The organism is Prescottella sp. R16 (assembly GCF_030656875.1).
Taxonomy (GTDB): domain Bacteria; phylum Actinomycetota; class Actinomycetes; order Mycobacteriales; family Mycobacteriaceae; genus Prescottella.
The window spans coordinates 3,404,395-3,419,894 of record NZ_CP130943.1; the positions used below are offsets into that span (position 1 = coordinate 3,404,395).

Below are 15,500 nucleotides of genomic sequence, written 5' to 3' on the forward strand. Positions count from 1 at the left end.
TGTGAGGGGCCGATGGTTGTCGGCCCCTCACATCATCACACAATCGCGTCCAGCAAGTGAAATGCCCGTCTCACATTTCAGGAATCGTCAGTCCAGGTCGTCGTGCCGCATCAGCTGACGCGACGCCTCGGTGATCGACCCCGACAGCGACGGGTACACCGAGAACGTCTGTGCCAGATCGTTGACGGTGAGGTTGTTCTGCACCGCGATCGCGATGGGCAGGATCAGCTCGGACGCCGTCGCCGCCACCACGACACCACCGATGACGACACCGGTGGCCGGGCGGCAGAAGATCTTCACGAAGCCGCGACGCAGGCCGGACATCTTGGCGCGCGGGTTGGTGTTGAGCGGCAGCATCACGGTGCGGGCCGGGACCTCACCGCTGTCGATCGCCGCCTGACTGACACCGACGTTCGCGATCTCCGGGCGGGTGAACACCGCCGACGCGACCGTCTTGAGCTTGATCGGGCTCACACCCTCACCGAGCGCGTGGTACATCGCGATACGGCCCTGCATCGCCGCCACCGACGCCAACGGCAGCAGCCCCGTGCAGTCACCGGCCGCGTAGATCCCGGACACCGTGGTGCGCGAGACCCGGTCGACCCGCAGGTAGCCACCCTGGTCGAGTTCGATGCCGACCTTCTCGAGGCCGAGACTGCCGGTGTTCGGGGTGGAGCCGACGGCCATCAGCGCGTGACTTCCGGTGACGGTGCGCCCGTCCGACAGCTTGACCAGGACACCCCCGTCCGCGGTGCGTTCGACGGCGTCGGCCCGCGCATGCTTGACGAGCGTGACGCCACGTTCGGTGAGCACGTCCTCGAGGACGAGGGCTGCGTCGGCGTCCTCGTGCGGCATCATCCGGTCGCGGCTCGACACCAACGTCACCTTGACGCCCATCTCGGTGTAGGCGGACACGAACTCGGCACCCGTGACACCGGAACCGACGACCACGAGATGCTCGGGCAGCTCCTCGAGGTCGTACAGGTGCCGCCACGTGAGGATGCGTTCCCCGTCCGGGACGGCTCCGGGCAGGACACGCGGGCTGGCGCCGGTGGCGATGAGGACGACGTCGGCGTCGAGCACCTTCTCCTCACCGCTGTGCAGGGTGGCACGCACCTGGTGCGACGCCATACCGATCTGCGAGTCGATCAGTTCGGCGGTACCGGACAGCAGTTGGACGCCGACGCTCTGCAGGCGTGCCCGGATGTCCGCGGACTGGGCCTGCGCGAGGTTCTTCACACGCGTGTTGATCTGCGGCAGGGAGATGGTGGCACTGGACGGGTCGAGAGCGATACCGAGATCGGTGGCGCGGCGCATGTCGGTGCGGATACCGGTGGACGCGATGAACGTCTTGGACGGCACGCAGTCGAACAGCACGCACGCGCCACCGACGCCGTCGGAATCGACCAGGGTCACCGAAGCCTGATGCTGCGCCGCCACCAGCGCCGCCTCGTAGCCGGCGGGTCCGCCGCCGATGATCACGATCCGGGTCATTCGTCCTCCAAGGTCGCCGCGGGGCCGGGATCTCCGGCCACACCCGGTACAACGCTATTCCAGTGACCGGGAACACGCAGGCGACGGGGGTCGCACGGGTGCTATTCGCGCGCCGGGAACGCCACCGGGGACGGGCGGTCGCGACACCTGTCCGTTACCCGCATGCGCGGTGTACGGATTAGGCTTGCCGCCGTGCCGATCTATGCCGCGTACGGGTCCAACATGCACCGGAACAGATGCTCGAACGCTGCCCGCACTCCCCCATGGCGGGCACGGGCTGGCTGCCGGGCTGGCGGCTCACGTTCAGCGGCGACGACATCGGCTGGGAGGGCGCGCTCGCGACCGTCGTCGAGGACCCGGAGAACCCGGACACGGGTGTGTTCGTCGTGCTCTACGACGTGCCCGCGGAGGACGAACAGCGGCTGGACCGCTGGGAGGGGTCCGAACTGGGCCTGCACCGCAAGATCCGGTTGCGGGTCGAGACCACGGACGGCCCCACCCTGGCCTGGCTGTACGTCCTCGACGCCTACGAGGGTGGGCTGCCGTCCGCCCGCTACCTCGGGGTGATCGCGGAGGCCGCCGAGATCGCCGGTGCGCCCGCCGACTACGTGCGCGGCCTGCGGACCCGCAACAGCCGCAACGTGGGCCCCGGCACCCCCGGAATCTAGACCTGCAGCACCAGATTCGTCAGTACCCGCACCCCGGTCGCGAGGGCCCGCTCGTCGAGGTCGAACGTCGGCTGGTGGATGTCCAGTTGCGGGCCGTGCCCGGACCACACGCCGAGGCGTGCCATCGCCCCCGGCGCCTCCTCGAGATACCACGAGAAGTCCTCGCCGCCACCGGACTGTGGAGTGTCGGCGAGCGCGTCGGGCCCGATCGGCCGGACCGCGTCCTCGAACATCCGTGCGGACACCTCGTCGTTGACGACGGGCGGGACTCCGCGCCGGTAGTCGAGTTCGTAGCGCACCCCGGTGGGTGCGAGCAGTCCGTGCACGATCTCCCGGACGATCGGTTCGAGCAGTTCCCAGGTGGCGTGGTCGCCGGTCCGGACGGTCCCGGTGAGCAGGCCGCTGCGCGGGATCGCGTTGGGCGCCTGCCCGGCACTGACCGCCCCCCACACCATGACGGTGCCGCTGCGCGGATCGATACGCCGGCTGAGCATGCCCGGGAGCCCGGTGATGACGGTGCCGATCGCGTACACCAGATCCGTCGTCAGGTGCGGCCGGGACGTGTGCCCGCCGGGTGAGTCGAGGACGAGTTCGACGGTGTCCGCGGCCGACGTGATCGCCCCCACCCGCACCCCGACACGACCGGCCTCGAGTCGGGGGTCGCAGTGCAGCGCGAAGATCCGCGACACCCCCTGCATGCCTCCGGCGGCGACGACGTCGAGCGCCCCACCGGGCATCACCTCTTCCGCCGGCTGGAAGATGAACCGCACTCCGATCGGCAACTGCGGCAACGAGTTCAGGACCAAAGCGGTGCCGAGCAGAATCGCGGTGTGGGCGTCGTGCCCGCACGCGTGCGCCACCCCGGGCACCGTCGACGCATACGGCGCGCCGGTCGCCTCCTGCAACGGCAGCGCGTCCATGTCGCCGCGCAACGCCACCCGCATCCGCCGGGGCCGATGTCGCAGACGATGCCGGTGCCGCCGGGCAGCAGCAACGGCGACATCCCGGCCGCCGACAGCTGGGCGGCAACGAAACTGGTGGTCGCGAACTCGCGGCGCGCCAGCTCCGGGTTGGCGTGGAAGTGCCGCCGCCACCGCGACAGATCCATCGTGTGCTCGGCCAGCCACGCTTCGACGCCTTCGTTCACCGGCACGTCACCTCCTCACCCGGACCCAGTCTGTCACTCCCGGAGCCCGCGCCCCGGTCAACCGAACGTGAAATTGCTGCTGTCGGTCGTGACGGCGAGAGCCTCGAGCGCGTCCCGGTGCAGTCCCCGCTTGATCCCGGCGAGGTTCGCGCCGTGCGTCGACACCAGGGCCGACGCCCGCGCCACGGCCGCGGCGAGAACCGAGCCCCCGTCCGTGTCCGCGTCGACGGTGGCGTCGACGATGCCGGCCGTGCAGGCGTCGCCGCCGCCGTAGCGTCGTCCCGTCGTCATCGCCTCGACCGCCGTCTGCCGGGGCAGCCGGGCCGCGAGCAGCCCGGACATGCCCACCGTGAACGGCATGTTCAGGGTGACCTCGGGCAGGCAGAAGTAGCCGCGGTCGCCGCGCATGACCCGGAAGTCGTGGGCGAGCGCGAGCATCGCCCCCGCACCGAAGGCGTGCCCCTGCACCGCGGCGACGGTCGCCATGGGGAACGCCAGCAGCCGCGAATAGATCGTGTGCACCCGGTCGAGGTAGCCGGGCAGCTCGGCGAGATGCCCGAACACCCAGTCGGTGTCGAGTCCGTTGGTGTAGAACTTGCCGGTCGCCGTCGTGACGAGGGCCGCCGGACCCTCGTGGGCCTCGACCTCGTCGAGCAACGCATGTGTCGCGTCGATCCAGTCGGGGTGGAACCGATTCTCGTTGTCCGTCTCACCCTCGGTGCCGAGGTACAGGACGAAGACGTCGCCGTCGCGCTTGAGGTATGGCATGACGCGATACTACCCACGAGTAATATCGCGTGTCGCCGCTACTGTGTCGCTTCATGGGCACACTCGAACAGCAGGCCGCCGACGTCCTCGCCGAGCGCACCGGCGTCGCGCAGCACGCGGCGGCCGTCGTACTGGGATCCGGGTGGCGGGCCGCCGCCGACGCGCTCGGTGTTCCCGTCGCGACCGTGCCGATGACCGACCTGCCCGGGTTCGCGCCGCCGTCCGCGGCCGGGCACGCCGGAACGGTGCTGTCGGTGCGGGTCGGCGATCTCCCGGTCCTGGTCCTGCTCGGCCGCACCCATGCGTACGAGGGACACGACCTCGCCCGCGTCGTGCATCCGGTGCGGACCGCGATCACCGCCGGCGCCCGCACCGTGATCCTCACCAACGCGGCCGGCGGCATCCGGCCCGGACTGCAGGTGGGCCAACCGGTACTCATCGGCGACCATCTCAACCTCACGGCCCGCTCGCCCCTGGTCGGCGCCCAGTTCGTCGATCTGGTCGACGCCTACAACCCCCGGCTGCGGGCCCTGGCCCGCGAGATCGATCCGACACTCGACGAGGGGGTGTACGCGGGACTTCCCGGCCCGCACTACGAGACACCCGCCGAGATCCGGATGCTCGCGACGCTCGGCGCCGATCTGGTGGGCATGTCGACGGTGCACGAGACGATCGCGGCCCGCGCCCTGGGCGCCGACGTTCTCGGGGTGTCGCTCGTGACGAACCTCGCCGCCGGCATCACCGGCGAGCACCTCGACCATGCCGAGGTGCTGGCTGCGGGACAGGCGTCGGCGGCCCGGATGGGCGTCCTGTTGCGCGACCTGCTGGCGCGCCTGTGATGCTCCGGTTCGGGACGGCGGGGCTGCGCGGCCCGGTCGGCGACGGCCCCGACTGCATGAACGTCGGCGTCGTCGAAGCCGCGACGGCGGGCCTGGCGGCGTGGCTGCGTGGCCGCTGCCTCGGTGGCGGCGTGGTGGTCGTGGGCCGCGACACCCGACACGGGTCGGAGGAGTTCGCCCGCGCCGCCGCGGAGGTCCTGGCGGCCGAGGGTTTCGACGTGCGGCTGCTGCCGCGCCCGCTGCCGACACCGGTGCTCGCGTTCGCCGTCCGGTATCTGGACGCGGTTGCGGGCGTGCAGATCACGGCGTCACACAATCCGCCCGCCGACAACGGCTACAAGGTGTACGTGCACGGCGGGTCGCCACTCGCGGCCCCGGCCGACCGGGAGATCGAGGATGCGATCGGCCGCGTCTCACAGATCCGGCGTGCCCCGGTGCACCCTGCCGACGACGCCCTCGTCACCGCGTACCTGGACCGGGTCTCGTCGTTGCCGTTCGGTGACCGCCGCGACGTCCGGATCGCCCTCACTCCCCTGCACGGTGTGGGCGGCGAGACCGCGGTGACTGCCCTGCACGCCGCGGGATTCACCGACATCCACACCGTGGCAACACAATTCACCCCCAACCCCGACTTCCCGACGGTCGCGTTCCCGAACCCCGAGGAACCCGGGGCCACCGACGAACTGCTCGCGCTCGCCGCAGCCGTCGACGCCGACCTCGCGATCGCTCTCGACCCGGACGCCGACCGTTGCGCCGTCGGGGTGCCCGGCCCGGACGGGTGGCGGATGCTCACCGGCGACGAGACCGGCGCCCTACTCGGCGACCGCATCCTCTCGCAGGCCCCCGCCGGGGCCCTGGTCGCCACGACGATCGTGTCGTCGACGCTGCTCGGCAGGATCGCCGACGCCCGCGGGTTCCGGTCCACGCGCACCCTCACCGGATTCAAATGGCTCGTCCGCGCCGGGGCCGGCCTCGTCTACGCGTACGAGGAGGCGATCGGGCACTGCGTCGACCCGGACACCGTGCGGGACAAGGACGGTATCTCGGCGGCCGTGCTGGTGGCCGATCTCGCCGCCGATCTGGCCGGACAGGGCCGGACGCTGTCCGATGCGCTCGACGATCTCGCCGCCGAGTTCGGGATGCACGTCACCGGTCAGGTGTCGCGCCGGTTCGACACCGTCGCCGACGCGGACCGCGTCCTGGCGCGGCTGCGCACCCGGCCGCCGACCGAACTCGACGGCACGGCAGTGGCGTTCACCGACCTCGCCGACGCCCGCGGGCCGCTGCGCACCGACGCCGTCGTGTTCGACGGCGACGGCGTGCACGTCACGGTGCGCCCGTCGGGTACCGAGCCGAAACTCAAGTGCTACATCGAGGTCGTCGAACCGGTGCGCGGCCGCGACGACGTGCCGGCGGCCCGCAGCACCGCCCGGGAGCGCACCGCCCGGCTGCGGCGAACTCTCGAGGAGACGATCGCGTAACGACTCAGCGCGGGCCGAACTGCCGGTCCCCGGCGTCACCGAGACCGGGCACGATGAACGCGTTCTCGTCGAGGCCCTCGTCGACGGTCGCGGTGATCAGCCGCACCGGATGCCCGGACGCCTCGAGCGCGGCAACGCCCTGCGGGGCCGCGACGACACACACCGCGGTGACGTCGGTGGCGCCGCGCGCGACGAGCAGGTCGATCGTGTGGACCATCGAGCCGCCCGTCGCGAGCATCGGATCGAGAACGAACACGGGCCGCCCGGACAGGTCCGCGGGCAGCGACTCGAGGTACGGCACCGGCTGATGCGTCTGCTCGTCCCGGCCCATACCGACGAACCCGACCTGCGACTGCGGAATCAGCGAGCTGGCCTGCTCGATCATGCCGAGACCGGCCCGCAGCACCGGCACCAGCAGCGGCGGATGCGCCAGCCGCACCCCCGTCGTGACCGTGACCGGGGTCGTGACCTCGAACGTCTCGATCGGGGCGGTGCGGGTCGCCTCGTAGATCAGCATCTGGGTGAGCTGCCGCAGCGCGGACCGGAACGTCGCGTTGTCGCTGCGTTCGTCGCGCATCCGGGTCAGTAGGGCTGCGGCCAGAGGGTGGTCCACCACCTGCGTTTCCATGACTGTCGAGGATAGTGGGAACCGAAACGGTCTCTACTGCGTCCAACCCGTCGACGAACCAGTATCGATGGGGGATGCGATGAGTGAGTTCTCTGCAACGACATCCGGGATCGCCGCTTTCGGGACGACCGCGGCGGGTCTCGCCGGCCGGGTCGGGACCGCCGGCTCGGGGATCTCGGCGAACGGCACCGGCCTGCTCGGGCCCGTGTTCGGATTGATCGGCGGCGATTTCGTGGCCGCGTTCGAACGGGCCCGCGGCGCCCATTCGGCCGAACTCGGACGGCTCGCCGGCACGTGGTCGGCGATGGGTGACGCCGCAGCGACGACGGCGGCCGCGTACGACGCCACCGACGCCTATACCGCGTCCGGTCTCGATGCGGGGGCGGCGCTGTGATCGACGTTCTCGCCCGCCCGGTCGCCGACCTGCTGGGGGCCTTCGGCACCGGGGTCCTGCCCGCCGGATCACCGGCGGACGCGCTGCGCGTCGCATCGGACACCCTCGACGCGGCCTACCTGGCCGGGCGCACCGCCCTCGGCGAACTCGACCGGGCCTGGTCCGGGGTCGCCGCCGACGCGGCCGTCGACAAGGTGCAGGCCACGCAGGCGTCGACGGTGGTGCTGTCGGATCAGGGCCGGGAGATCGCCGGGGTCGTCGACGCCGCGTCGGAGACGGTCCGCACGGGCACCGTCGAACTGCAGGCGATCCTCGACTCCTTCCTGGCGCAGGCGGCGTCGGCGCTGCCGCTGCTGGCCACGCCCGGCGGACCGACTGCGCTGATCGCGTCCGCGCTCGACCATCTGCAGCGGGCCCTGACCGTCGTCGAACGGGTGCGCAGCGAACTGTCCGGGCACACCGCGGCCCTGGCCGAACTCACCGCACCCGACCCGGCCCCCGCGCCGCCCCGGACGGTCGACGCGTCGTTCCTGACCGGTTCACCCGGCACCGGCTCGTTCGGTGGGGCCGAGACCGCGTCGCTGGACACCGGATCGGCCGGTACCGGGTCGCTGGGCACCGGCAGTGCCGGCGGCGTCGAGATCCAGCTGCCCGACGGCAGTACCGTCGTCGCCCCCAACCAGGAAGCGGCCGACGCCGTCCGCAACGCACTCACCCAGCAGGGCGTGCCGTACCAGTGGGGTGGCACCTCACCCGGGCAGGGCCTGGACTGCAGCGGCCTGACGCAGTGGGCGTACGGAGAGGCGGGCGTCGACCTGCCGCGGCTCGCGCAGGAACAGAGCGTCGGCACCCCCGTGAACCAGTCCGATCTGATGCCCGGTGACCTCGCGGTGTGGGACGGGCACGTCGCGATGGTGATCGGTAACGGCCAGATGATCGAGGCCGGCGATCCCGTCGCGGTCAGCGCGATCCGCACCGACAACGTCGGTATGGGCTTCCACGGCTTCTACCGGCCCACCAACGCCTGACCCGGAGAACCATGACCAGCGAAAGCACAGCATCCGCACCTCCCCCGCCCACTGCCGTCGCGACCAACCGCGCCGGCACCGTCACGGTCCGCGCCACCGAGACCGGGCTGCCCGTCGGCCTGCGCATCGACCGTCGTGAACTGCGCTACGGCGGCGAGGAACTCGCCCGGCAGATCCTCGACCTGTGCCGGTCGGCCGGGCGTGACGCCGGCATGCAGCGGCGCGAGCAGCTGGCCCGCGACGGTGTCGCACCCGACCTTCTCGACCGGCTCGGCCTGCCGACCCGCGACGACGTCGCCGCCGCGGAGGAGGCGGTCGCCGCGCAGGCCCCCGAGAATTCCGGTGGCCCCGCGAGCTGGATGCGTCCGGCATGAGCGGCCACGAGATGGACGCCCTCGTCGCCCGGGTGCGGGCGCGGGCGGAGGTGTTCGGCGGCACACTGACCGCGCTGGCCGCGATCCGGGCCGACGCCGTGGGCCTCGACGGCCGCGTCCGGATCGAGGTCGACGGCGACGGGCGCGTCACCGACCTGTGGCTCGCCGAGTCGCTGCACGACGTCGACGCCCGCGCTCTCGAGCAGACGATCGTCGACGCCGCACACCGGGCCGCGGCCGCAGCGGCCGGCGAGCACGCGCGCATCGTCGGGATGCTGTCCGAGCCGGCGGAAGATCGATGACCGATGTCCGGCTATATCTTTGGCCGCGACGTGGCTAGGCTTCCCGCCATGGCTGGAGACATCGTCCCGATCGAACTCGGCGTGACCCGAGGCGACCTCGTCACGTTGTGGGCTCCCAGGTGGCGTGAAGGCGACGACGAATGGGAGGCCTTCCTCGGCCACGAGGACGACCTCTACGGGTTCGACTCGGTTGCCGCGCTCGCGGCATTCATCCGCACGAACGACGACAACGACCTCGTCGAACATCCGGCGTGGCCGACGTTCTCGAAGCTCGCCGCCCCCGAACTCGAACCCGAGGACGACCACTGCTTCGACCTGGTCGGGGTCCCCGACCTCGTGGCCGGCGACCCTGAGGCACTCACCGTGGCCGAACTCGACGCGACCCTCACGATGGTGCGCAACGTCGGTGAGGTCTGCGACCTGGATCCGGTGGTGAAGTTCTTCGAGAACCATCCGGAGCTCGGGCACCTGCGGTTCGGGGCCGACCAGTTCACCGGGCGGGACGGCGAGAAGCTGTGGGACCGCATCGGTATCGCGGTCGCCGAGGACTGGGATGCGGTCGTCGACGCGCTCGACGCGATCGTCACCTCTCCTGCCGTCGACGCGGACGCGCTCGCGGGCGCCGAGGCCGAGATCCTGGCCGCGCAGGAGAACGTCGTCGACGCCGACGACGACGCGGACACCGACGACTACGACGAGTACGACTCCGACTCCGACAACGAGGACGAGGACGAGGACGGCGAGGAGGAGACCTTCTGGACCGGTGTCGGTATCGACCCCGTCAAGATCGTCACCGCCGAGACGACCCTGTTCACGCTGCGCTGCTACCTCGACGACCATGCGGTGTTCCTCGGCAGTGGCGGACGGATCGCGGTCTTCGCATCCGAGCGTGCTCTCGCCCGCTACCTCGCCGACCGGCACGACCACGATCTGGCGCGGGTCAGCACCTACGAGACGGTTCGGAACGCGGCGGTCGACGGGTCCCTCGAGGTCACGGTCACCGACGAGAACGTCTACGTGCTGCCCGGCCTGGCCGACGATCTCGCGACCGGTCCGGACTCGGTCGATGCCGACCAGCTGGAGCTGGCCGTCGAGTTGTTCACCGATGCAGCGGACTTCGCGAAGGACGACGCCACCGACGCCGCCCTCGCGCCGTCGACACCGCTCGGCTGGTACGTCTCGTACATTCTCGAGCCCACGCCCGGCCGGATGACCCCGAACCCGCCGTTCGACGCGGAGGCGGCGGCGTGGCGCACACTCGAGCAGGAGTTCGAGACGCGGCTGCGGCCCGAGTAGTGCCGGCCCGAACAGCGCCCCGGACCGTCAGCCGATCAGGACGGCGTAACCGGGTTTGACGACGTCGTCGATCAGCGCGAGACGCTGATCGAACGGGAGGAACGCCGACTTCATCGCATTGATGGTGAACCGTTCCAGGTCGCTCCAGCCGTACCCGAACGTGTCGACGAGGGCCAGCATCTCGCGGCTCATCGTGGTGTCGCTCATCAACCGGTTGTCGGTGTTGACGGTGACACGGAACCGCAATCGCGCCAAGAGGTCGAACGGATGCTCGGCGAGGCTCGGGACCGCCCCGGTCTGCACGTTCGAACTGGGGCACAGTTCCAGAGGAATCCTCTTGTCCCGCACATAGTTCGCAAGTCGGCCCAGCGTGGCGGTGCCGTCGTCGGCGACGGTGATGTCGTCGGTGATGCGTACCCCGTGACCGAGCCGGTCGGTGCCGCAGAACGCGATGGCTTCGTGGATGGACGGCAGCCCGAACGCCTCACCTGCATGGATCGTGAAGTGCGCGGTGTGGCTGCGCATGTACTCGAACGCGTCGAGATGCCGGCTCGGCGGGTGCCCCGCCTCGGCGCCGGCGATGTCGAAGCCCACCACCCCGCGGTCCCGGAACCGGACGGCGAGCTCGGCGATCTCCCGGGACCGGGCTGCGTGCCGCATCGCGGTGAGCAGGCAGCCGATCCGCAGCTCGCGGCCGGCGTCACGGGCCGCGTCCGTTCCTTCCCGGAATCCCTCGAGCACGTGCGTGACGACGTCGTCGAGGCCGAGGCCCCGTTCGAGGTGCTGTTCGGGTGCGAACCGGACCTCGGCGTACACGACGCCGTCGGCGGCCAGGTCCTCGGCGCATTCGCGGGCGACGCGCCGCAGCCCCTCCGGGGTCTGCATGACCGCGACGGTGTGGACGAAGGTCTCCAGGTATCGCTCGAGCGAGCCCCCGGACGAGCCGCTGTCGGCGGCGGCCCGGAACCAGGCGGCCAGGTCGTCGGCGTCGTCGGCGGGCAGCCCGGTGTAGCCGCAGTCCGCGGCGAGTTCGGCGACGGTTGCGGGTCGCAGACCACCGTCGAGGTGGTCGTGCAGCAGGACCTTCGGCGCCCGGCGGAGATACTCGAGTTCGAGCGGTGCTGTCATGGATCGAACCTAGTCACCGGAGGCGTCCGGCACGTGACGTTCCGACACTCCGAAAGTTACCGGCGAGTAGACACTTAGCAGTCGCCGACGGGTGGTATGAGACATTTTCCACATTGCATTCGCCACATGAATGTCCGTGACCGGCCTAGGTCACACCGCCACCCTTCGGGCCGACACCCTCACGGCGCACCCGAAAGCCCCCCAGGGAGTCACGACAGGCATTGTCGTGCAACATCTTTCACTTTTCCAGGGCCGTAGGACCCCATCCGCCCACCACCCTTCGGATCACCCCGCGCGCCGACGCGACGACCACTTCGGAATTTGGGAAGGCAAACCTAACAAGAGATTTCGGGGGCGTACGAATCGCGCGGGAGATTAGTTCCCGGAATCGGTTGGGTTTAGAGTTCACAGAAGTCGGTTCAGGTCCTCGTCGAGCCCGGGCTGCGGTAAATCCGAACAGCTGTGTGCAGGCTCGACGCGCCCACCAAAGACGTTGGAGGCACAGCACTCGATGAGCAGCACGACGGAAGCCGCTCCCGCGAAGGAGCGCACCCGGTCGCTTTACCGGGGCGACCCCGGCATGTGGTCCTGGGTTCTACACCGGATCACCGGCGTCGCAACATTCTTCTTCCTATTCGTCCACGTCCTGGACACCGCGCTGGTGCGCGTCAACCCGGACACGTACGACCGAGTCATCGAGACCTACAAGAACCCCCTTGTCGGTCTCATGGAGCTCGCCCTGGTCGCGATGGTGCTCTACCACGCGCTCAACGGCCTGCGCGTGATGCTCGTCGACTTCTGGTCGAAGGGCCCGCAGTACCAGCGCGTGATGCTCTGGGTGATCATCGCGGTCTGGTTCGTGGTCATGATCCCGGGCGCCGGTCGCATCTTCTACAACATGTTTGCGGGGCACTGACATGACGACGGAAGCCAAGACTCTCGGCAAGACGTACGATCGCCCGGCCAGCCTGGATGCGCCGCGCTCGCCGCGCCGCCAGGCCAAGAACAACTTCGAGCTCTACGCATGGCTGTTCATGCGTTTCTCGGGCCTGGCCCTGATCATCCTGGTCCTCGGCCATCTGTTCATCATGCTGATGCTCGACGACGGCGTGCACCGCATCAACTTCGCGTTCGTCGCGGGTCGCTGGTCCAGCCCGTTCTGGCAGATGTGGGACCTGACCATGCTCTGGCTCGCCCAGCTGCACGGCGGTAACGGCCTGCGCACGGTGATCGCGGACTACTCGCGCAAGGACTCCACCCGGTTCTGGCTCAACACGATCCTGGTCGTGTCGATGATCCTGATCATGGCTCTGGGTACCTACGTCATCTTCACCTTCGACCCCAACATCTCGGCGAGCTAGGGGAGCAGATCCTTCATGCAGGAACATCGTTATGACGTCGTCATCGTAGGTGCCGGTGGCGCCGGGATGCGCGCGGCCATCGAGGCCGGCCCCCGCGCTCGCACCGCGGTCCTGACCAAGCTGTACCCGACGCGCTCGCACACCGGTGCAGCTCAGGGCGGCATGTGTGCGGCACTCGCCAACGTCGAGGAAGACAACTGGGAGTGGCACACCTTCGACACCGTCAAGGGCGGCGACTACCTCGCCGACCAGGACGCCGTCGAGATCATGGCCAAGGAAGCCATCGACGCGGTCCTCGACCTCGAGAAGATGGGTCTCCCCTTCAACCGCACGCCCGAGGGCAAGATCGACCAGCGTCGATTCGGCGGCCACACCCGCGATCACGGTAAGGCCCCGGTTCGCCGCGCCTGCTACGCCGCCGACCGCACCGGCCACATGATTCTGCAGACGCTGTACCAGAACTGCGTCAAGCACGACGTCGAGTTCTTCAACGAGTTCTACGCGCTCGACATCGCGCTGACCGAGACCGAGAACGGGCCCGTCGCCACCGGCGTCGTCGCCTACGAGCTCGCCACCGGCGAACTGCACGTCTTCCACGCGAAGTCGATCGTCTTCGCCACGGGCGGCTCGGGCCGCATGTACAAGACGACGTCCAACGCGCACACCCTCACCGGTGACGGCATGGGCATCATCTTCCGCAAGGGCCTGCCGCTCGAGGACATGGAGTTCCACCAGTTCCATCCGACGGGACTCGCCGGCCTCGGCATCCTCATCTCGGAGGCCGTCCGCGGCGAGGGTGGCATTCTCCGCAACGTCGACGGCGAGCGCTTCATGGAGCGCTACGCCCCCACCATCAAGGACCTCGCGCCGCGCGACATCGTCGCCCGCTCGATGGTGCTCGAGGTGCTCGAAGGCCGTGGTGCCGGTCCGAACAAGGACTACGTCTACATCGACGTCACCCACCTCGGCGAGGACGTGCTCGAGGAGAAGCTCCCCGACATCACCGAGTTCGCCCGCACCTACCTGGGTGTCGACCCGGTCACCGAGCTCGTCCCGGTGTACCCCACCTGCCACTACGTGATGGGCGGCATCCCGACCAACGTCGAGGGCGAGGTGCTGCGGAACAACGAGGACATCGTTCCCGGCCTGTACGCCGCCGGCGAGTGCGCCTGCGTCTCGGTGCACGGCGCGAACCGTCTGGGCACCAACTCGCTGCTCGACATCAACGTCTTCGGTCGCCGCGCCGGCATCGCCGCCGCAGCGCACGCCGAGAAGACGGACTTCGTGCCTCTGCCCGAGAACCCGGCCAAGATGGTCGAGGAGTGGCTGGCTCTGATGCTCTCCGACCACGGCCACGAGCGGGTCGCGGACATCCGCACCGAGCTGCAGCAGACCATGGACAACAACGCGTCCGTGTTCCGCACCGAGGAGACCCTGACCAACGCGCTCAAGGACATCCGTGCCCTCAAGGAGCGCTACAACCACGTCTCCGTGCAGGACAAGGGCAAGCGCTACAACAGCGACCTGCTCGAGGCCGTCGAGCTGGGCTTCCTGCTCGAGATGGCCGAGGTCACCGTCGTCGGCGCGCTCAACCGCAAGGAGTCGCGCGGCGGCCACGCCCGCGAGGACTACCCGGATCGCAACGACGCCGAGTACATGCAGCACACGATGGCGTACAAGGTGGGCACGGACCTGATCTCCGACATCCGTCTGGACTACAAGCCGGTTGTCCAGACCCGCTACGAGCCGATGGAGCGTAAGTACTGATGTCCGCACCTGTCATGGACAAGGACGCACCCGCGCTGCCGCCCGTTCCCGAGGGCGCTGTCATGGTCACCCTCAAGATCGCCCGGATGAACCCGGAGGACGGCCAGGGATCGCACTGGGATTCCTTCCAGGTCCCGGCGCTGCCGACCGACCGTCTGCTGAACCTGCTGCTGTACGTGAAGGGCTACCTGGACGGCACGCTGACGTTCCGTCGGTCCTGTGCGCACGGCGTGTGCGGTTCGGACGCGATGCGGGTCAACGGCGTCAACCGTCTCGCCTGCAAGATCCTGATGAAGGACCTGCTGCCGGCCAACGGCCAGCCGGTCACCATCACGATCGAGCCGATCAAGGGTCTTCCGGTGGAGAAGGACCTGGTCGTCGACATGGAGCCGTTCTTCGACGCGTTCCGTGCCGTCAAGCCGTTCCTGATCACGTCGGGCAACGAGCCGACGCGTGAGCGGATCCAGTCGCAGGCCGACCGGGCCCGTTTCGACGACACCACCAAGTGCATCCTGTGCGCATGCTGCACCACGTCGTGCCCGGTGTACTGGAGCGACGGCAGCTACTTCGGCCCGGCCGCGATCGTGAACGCACACCGCTTCATCTTCGACAGCCGTGACGAGGGTGCCGCCGAGCGTCTCGACATCCTGAACGACAAGGAAGGCGTGTGGCGCTGCCGCACCACCTTCAACTGCACCGACGCATGCCCCCGCGGCATCCAGGTGACGAAGGCGATCCAGGAAGTCAAGCGCGCGCTGCTGTTCGCCCGCAACTGACACACAGCACCACCGTTTTGCGCACTTGGCGCGGTCCCGACCCGATCGG

15 protein-coding genes and 2 pseudogenes are annotated in these 15,500 nt (G+C 69.5%); 12 read left to right on the forward strand and 5 right to left on the reverse strand.

The features are described from left to right. Positions 1-87 precede the first annotated feature (87 nt). Complete coding sequence (locus Q5696_RS15950; RefSeq protein WP_305092256.1) at positions 88-1,494, reverse strand: NAD(P)H-quinone dehydrogenase; 1,407 nt, start codon at positions 1,492-1,494, stop codon at positions 88-90. A 192-nt stretch (positions 1,495-1,686) separates the two neighbouring features. Between Q5696_RS15950 and Q5696_RS15955 the strand changes: the two are divergent. After that, positions 1,687-2,162, forward strand: a pseudogene (locus Q5696_RS15955) (gamma-glutamylcyclotransferase). On the opposite strand, the pseudogene Q5696_RS15960 reads toward Q5696_RS15955, so the two are convergent. Further along, a pseudogene (locus Q5696_RS15960) lies at positions 2,159-3,270 on the reverse strand (M20 family metallopeptidase). The pseudogenes Q5696_RS15955 and Q5696_RS15960 sit on opposite strands and share 4 nt — an antisense overlap. 96 nt (positions 3,271-3,366) lie before the next feature. Beyond that, positions 3,367-4,077: an enoyl-CoA hydratase/isomerase family protein gene (locus Q5696_RS15965; protein ID WP_305092258.1), complete on the reverse strand. Its 711-nt coding sequence runs from the start codon at positions 4,075-4,077 to the stop codon at positions 3,367-3,369. A 53-nt stretch (positions 4,078-4,130) separates the two neighbouring features. Here Q5696_RS15965 and Q5696_RS15970 point away from each other — a divergent pair, with 53 nt between their 5' ends. Both Q5696_RS15970 and Q5696_RS15975 read left to right on the forward strand, forming a co-directional pair. After that, entirely contained in the window at positions 4,131-4,916 is a 786-nt protein-coding gene (locus Q5696_RS15970) for a purine-nucleoside phosphorylase (RefSeq protein WP_305092262.1), read from the forward strand. Beyond that, entirely contained in the window at positions 4,916-6,397 is a 1,482-nt protein-coding gene (locus Q5696_RS15975; protein WP_305095332.1) for a phospho-sugar mutase, read from the forward strand. Before Q5696_RS15970 ends, Q5696_RS15975 begins: the two co-directional genes overlap by 1 nt. A gap of 4 nt (positions 6,398-6,401) precedes the next feature. Here Q5696_RS15975 and upp read toward each other — a convergent pair whose 3' ends face one another. Beyond that, positions 6,402-7,025 carry a uracil phosphoribosyltransferase gene (gene upp / locus Q5696_RS15980; protein WP_305092261.1) on the reverse strand — a complete coding sequence of 208 codons (624 nt, stop codon included), beginning with the start codon at positions 7,023-7,025 and terminating at the stop codon, positions 6,402-6,404. A 79-nt stretch (positions 7,026-7,104) separates the two neighbouring features. Here upp and Q5696_RS15985 point away from each other — a divergent pair, with 79 nt between their 5' ends. The 5 genes from Q5696_RS15985 to Q5696_RS16005 are packed head-to-tail and all read left to right on the forward strand — an operon-like array spanning position 7,105 to position 10,419. Next, positions 7,105-7,419 (forward strand): type VII secretion target, encoded by a 315-nt coding sequence (locus Q5696_RS15985; protein WP_305092259.1) that lies wholly within the window; start codon positions 7,105-7,107, stop codon positions 7,417-7,419. Continuing rightward, positions 7,416-8,447, forward strand: coding sequence for a C40 family peptidase (locus Q5696_RS15990; RefSeq protein WP_305092263.1), 1,032 nt, complete (start codon positions 7,416-7,418; stop codon positions 8,445-8,447). The genes Q5696_RS15985 and Q5696_RS15990 overlap by 4 nt, the downstream gene beginning before the upstream one ends. Positions 8,448-8,458: 11 nt before the next feature. Continuing rightward, positions 8,459-8,821, forward strand: a complete 363-nt coding sequence (locus Q5696_RS15995; protein ID WP_305092264.1) for a hypothetical protein — start codon at positions 8,459-8,461, stop codon at positions 8,819-8,821. Beyond that, complete coding sequence (locus tag Q5696_RS16000) at positions 8,818-9,123, forward strand: YbaB/EbfC family nucleoid-associated protein (protein ID WP_305092265.1); 306 nt, start codon at positions 8,818-8,820, stop codon at positions 9,121-9,123. Before Q5696_RS15995 ends, Q5696_RS16000 begins: the two co-directional genes overlap by 4 nt. Positions 9,124-9,171: 48 nt before the next feature. Then, positions 9,172-10,419 (forward strand): SatS C-terminal domain-containing protein, encoded by a 1,248-nt coding sequence (locus Q5696_RS16005; protein ID WP_305092266.1) that lies wholly within the window; start codon positions 9,172-9,174, stop codon positions 10,417-10,419. A 27-nt stretch (positions 10,420-10,446) separates the two neighbouring features. Here the strand turns inward: Q5696_RS16005 and Q5696_RS16010 are convergent, their stop codons facing one another. Further along, complete coding sequence (locus Q5696_RS16010) at positions 10,447-11,547, reverse strand: adenosine deaminase (protein ID WP_305092267.1); 1,101 nt, start codon at positions 11,545-11,547, stop codon at positions 10,447-10,449. Positions 11,548-12,058: 511 nt separating this feature from the next. Here Q5696_RS16010 and sdhC point away from each other — a divergent pair. Genes sdhC through Q5696_RS16030 form a run of 4 tightly spaced genes read left to right on the forward strand, consistent with a single transcriptional unit; the run spans position 12,059 to position 15,451 of the window. Next, positions 12,059-12,463, forward strand: a complete 405-nt coding sequence (gene sdhC / locus Q5696_RS16015) for a succinate dehydrogenase, cytochrome b556 subunit (RefSeq protein WP_305092268.1) — start codon at positions 12,059-12,061, stop codon at positions 12,461-12,463. Position 12,464: 1 nt separating this feature from the next. Continuing rightward, a complete protein-coding gene (locus Q5696_RS16020) occupies positions 12,465-12,908 on the forward strand; it encodes a succinate dehydrogenase hydrophobic membrane anchor subunit (protein WP_305092269.1) in 444 nt (147 codons plus the stop codon). 15 nt (positions 12,909-12,923) lie between these two features. After that, entirely contained in the window at positions 12,924-14,675 is a 1,752-nt protein-coding gene (gene sdhA / locus Q5696_RS16025) for a succinate dehydrogenase flavoprotein subunit (protein WP_305092270.1), read from the forward strand. Next, positions 14,675-15,451, forward strand: coding sequence for a succinate dehydrogenase iron-sulfur subunit (locus Q5696_RS16030; RefSeq protein WP_305092271.1), 777 nt, complete (start codon positions 14,675-14,677; stop codon positions 15,449-15,451). The genes sdhA and Q5696_RS16030 overlap by 1 nt, the downstream gene beginning before the upstream one ends. Positions 15,452-15,500 lie beyond the last annotated feature (49 nt).

Excerpts from the sequence above, each read along its gene's own strand:
- sdhC (WP_305092268.1), top strand. The coding sequence starts at position 12,059 with ATGAGCAGCACGACGGAAGCCGCTCCCGCGAAGGAGCGCACCCGGTCG.
- Q5696_RS16020 (WP_305092269.1), top strand. The coding sequence starts at position 12,465 with ATGACGACGGAAGCCAAGACTCTCGGCAAGACGTACGATCGCCCGGCC.
- Q5696_RS15995 (WP_305092264.1), top strand. The coding sequence starts at position 8,459 with ATGACCAGCGAAAGCACAGCATCCGCACCTCCCCCGCCCACTGCCGTC.
- Q5696_RS16030 (WP_305092271.1), top strand. The coding sequence starts at position 14,675 with ATGTCCGCACCTGTCATGGACAAGGACGCACCCGCGCTGCCGCCCGTT.
- Q5696_RS15985 (WP_305092259.1), top strand. The coding sequence starts at position 7,105 with ATGAGTGAGTTCTCTGCAACGACATCCGGGATCGCCGCTTTCGGGACG.
- Q5696_RS16005 (WP_305092266.1), top strand. The coding sequence starts at position 9,172 with ATGGCTGGAGACATCGTCCCGATCGAACTCGGCGTGACCCGAGGCGAC.
- Q5696_RS15975 (WP_305095332.1), top strand. The coding sequence starts at position 4,916 with ATGCTCCGGTTCGGGACGGCGGGGCTGCGCGGCCCGGTCGGCGACGGC.
- Q5696_RS16010 (WP_305092267.1), bottom strand. The coding sequence starts at position 11,547 with ATGACAGCACCGCTCGAACTCGAGTATCTCCGCCGGGCGCCGAAGGTC.
- Q5696_RS15950 (WP_305092256.1), bottom strand. The coding sequence starts at position 1,494 with ATGACCCGGATCGTGATCATCGGCGGCGGACCCGCCGGCTACGAGGCG.
- Q5696_RS15970 (WP_305092262.1), top strand. The coding sequence starts at position 4,131 with ATGGGCACACTCGAACAGCAGGCCGCCGACGTCCTCGCCGAGCGCACC.
- sdhA (WP_305092270.1), top strand. The coding sequence starts at position 12,924 with ATGCAGGAACATCGTTATGACGTCGTCATCGTAGGTGCCGGTGGCGCC.
- Q5696_RS15965 (WP_305092258.1), bottom strand. The coding sequence starts at position 4,077 with ATGCCATACCTCAAGCGCGACGGCGACGTCTTCGTCCTGTACCTCGGC.
- upp (WP_305092261.1), bottom strand. The coding sequence starts at position 7,025 with ATGGAAACGCAGGTGGTGGACCACCCTCTGGCCGCAGCCCTACTGACC.
- Q5696_RS16000 (WP_305092265.1), top strand. The coding sequence starts at position 8,818 with ATGAGCGGCCACGAGATGGACGCCCTCGTCGCCCGGGTGCGGGCGCGG.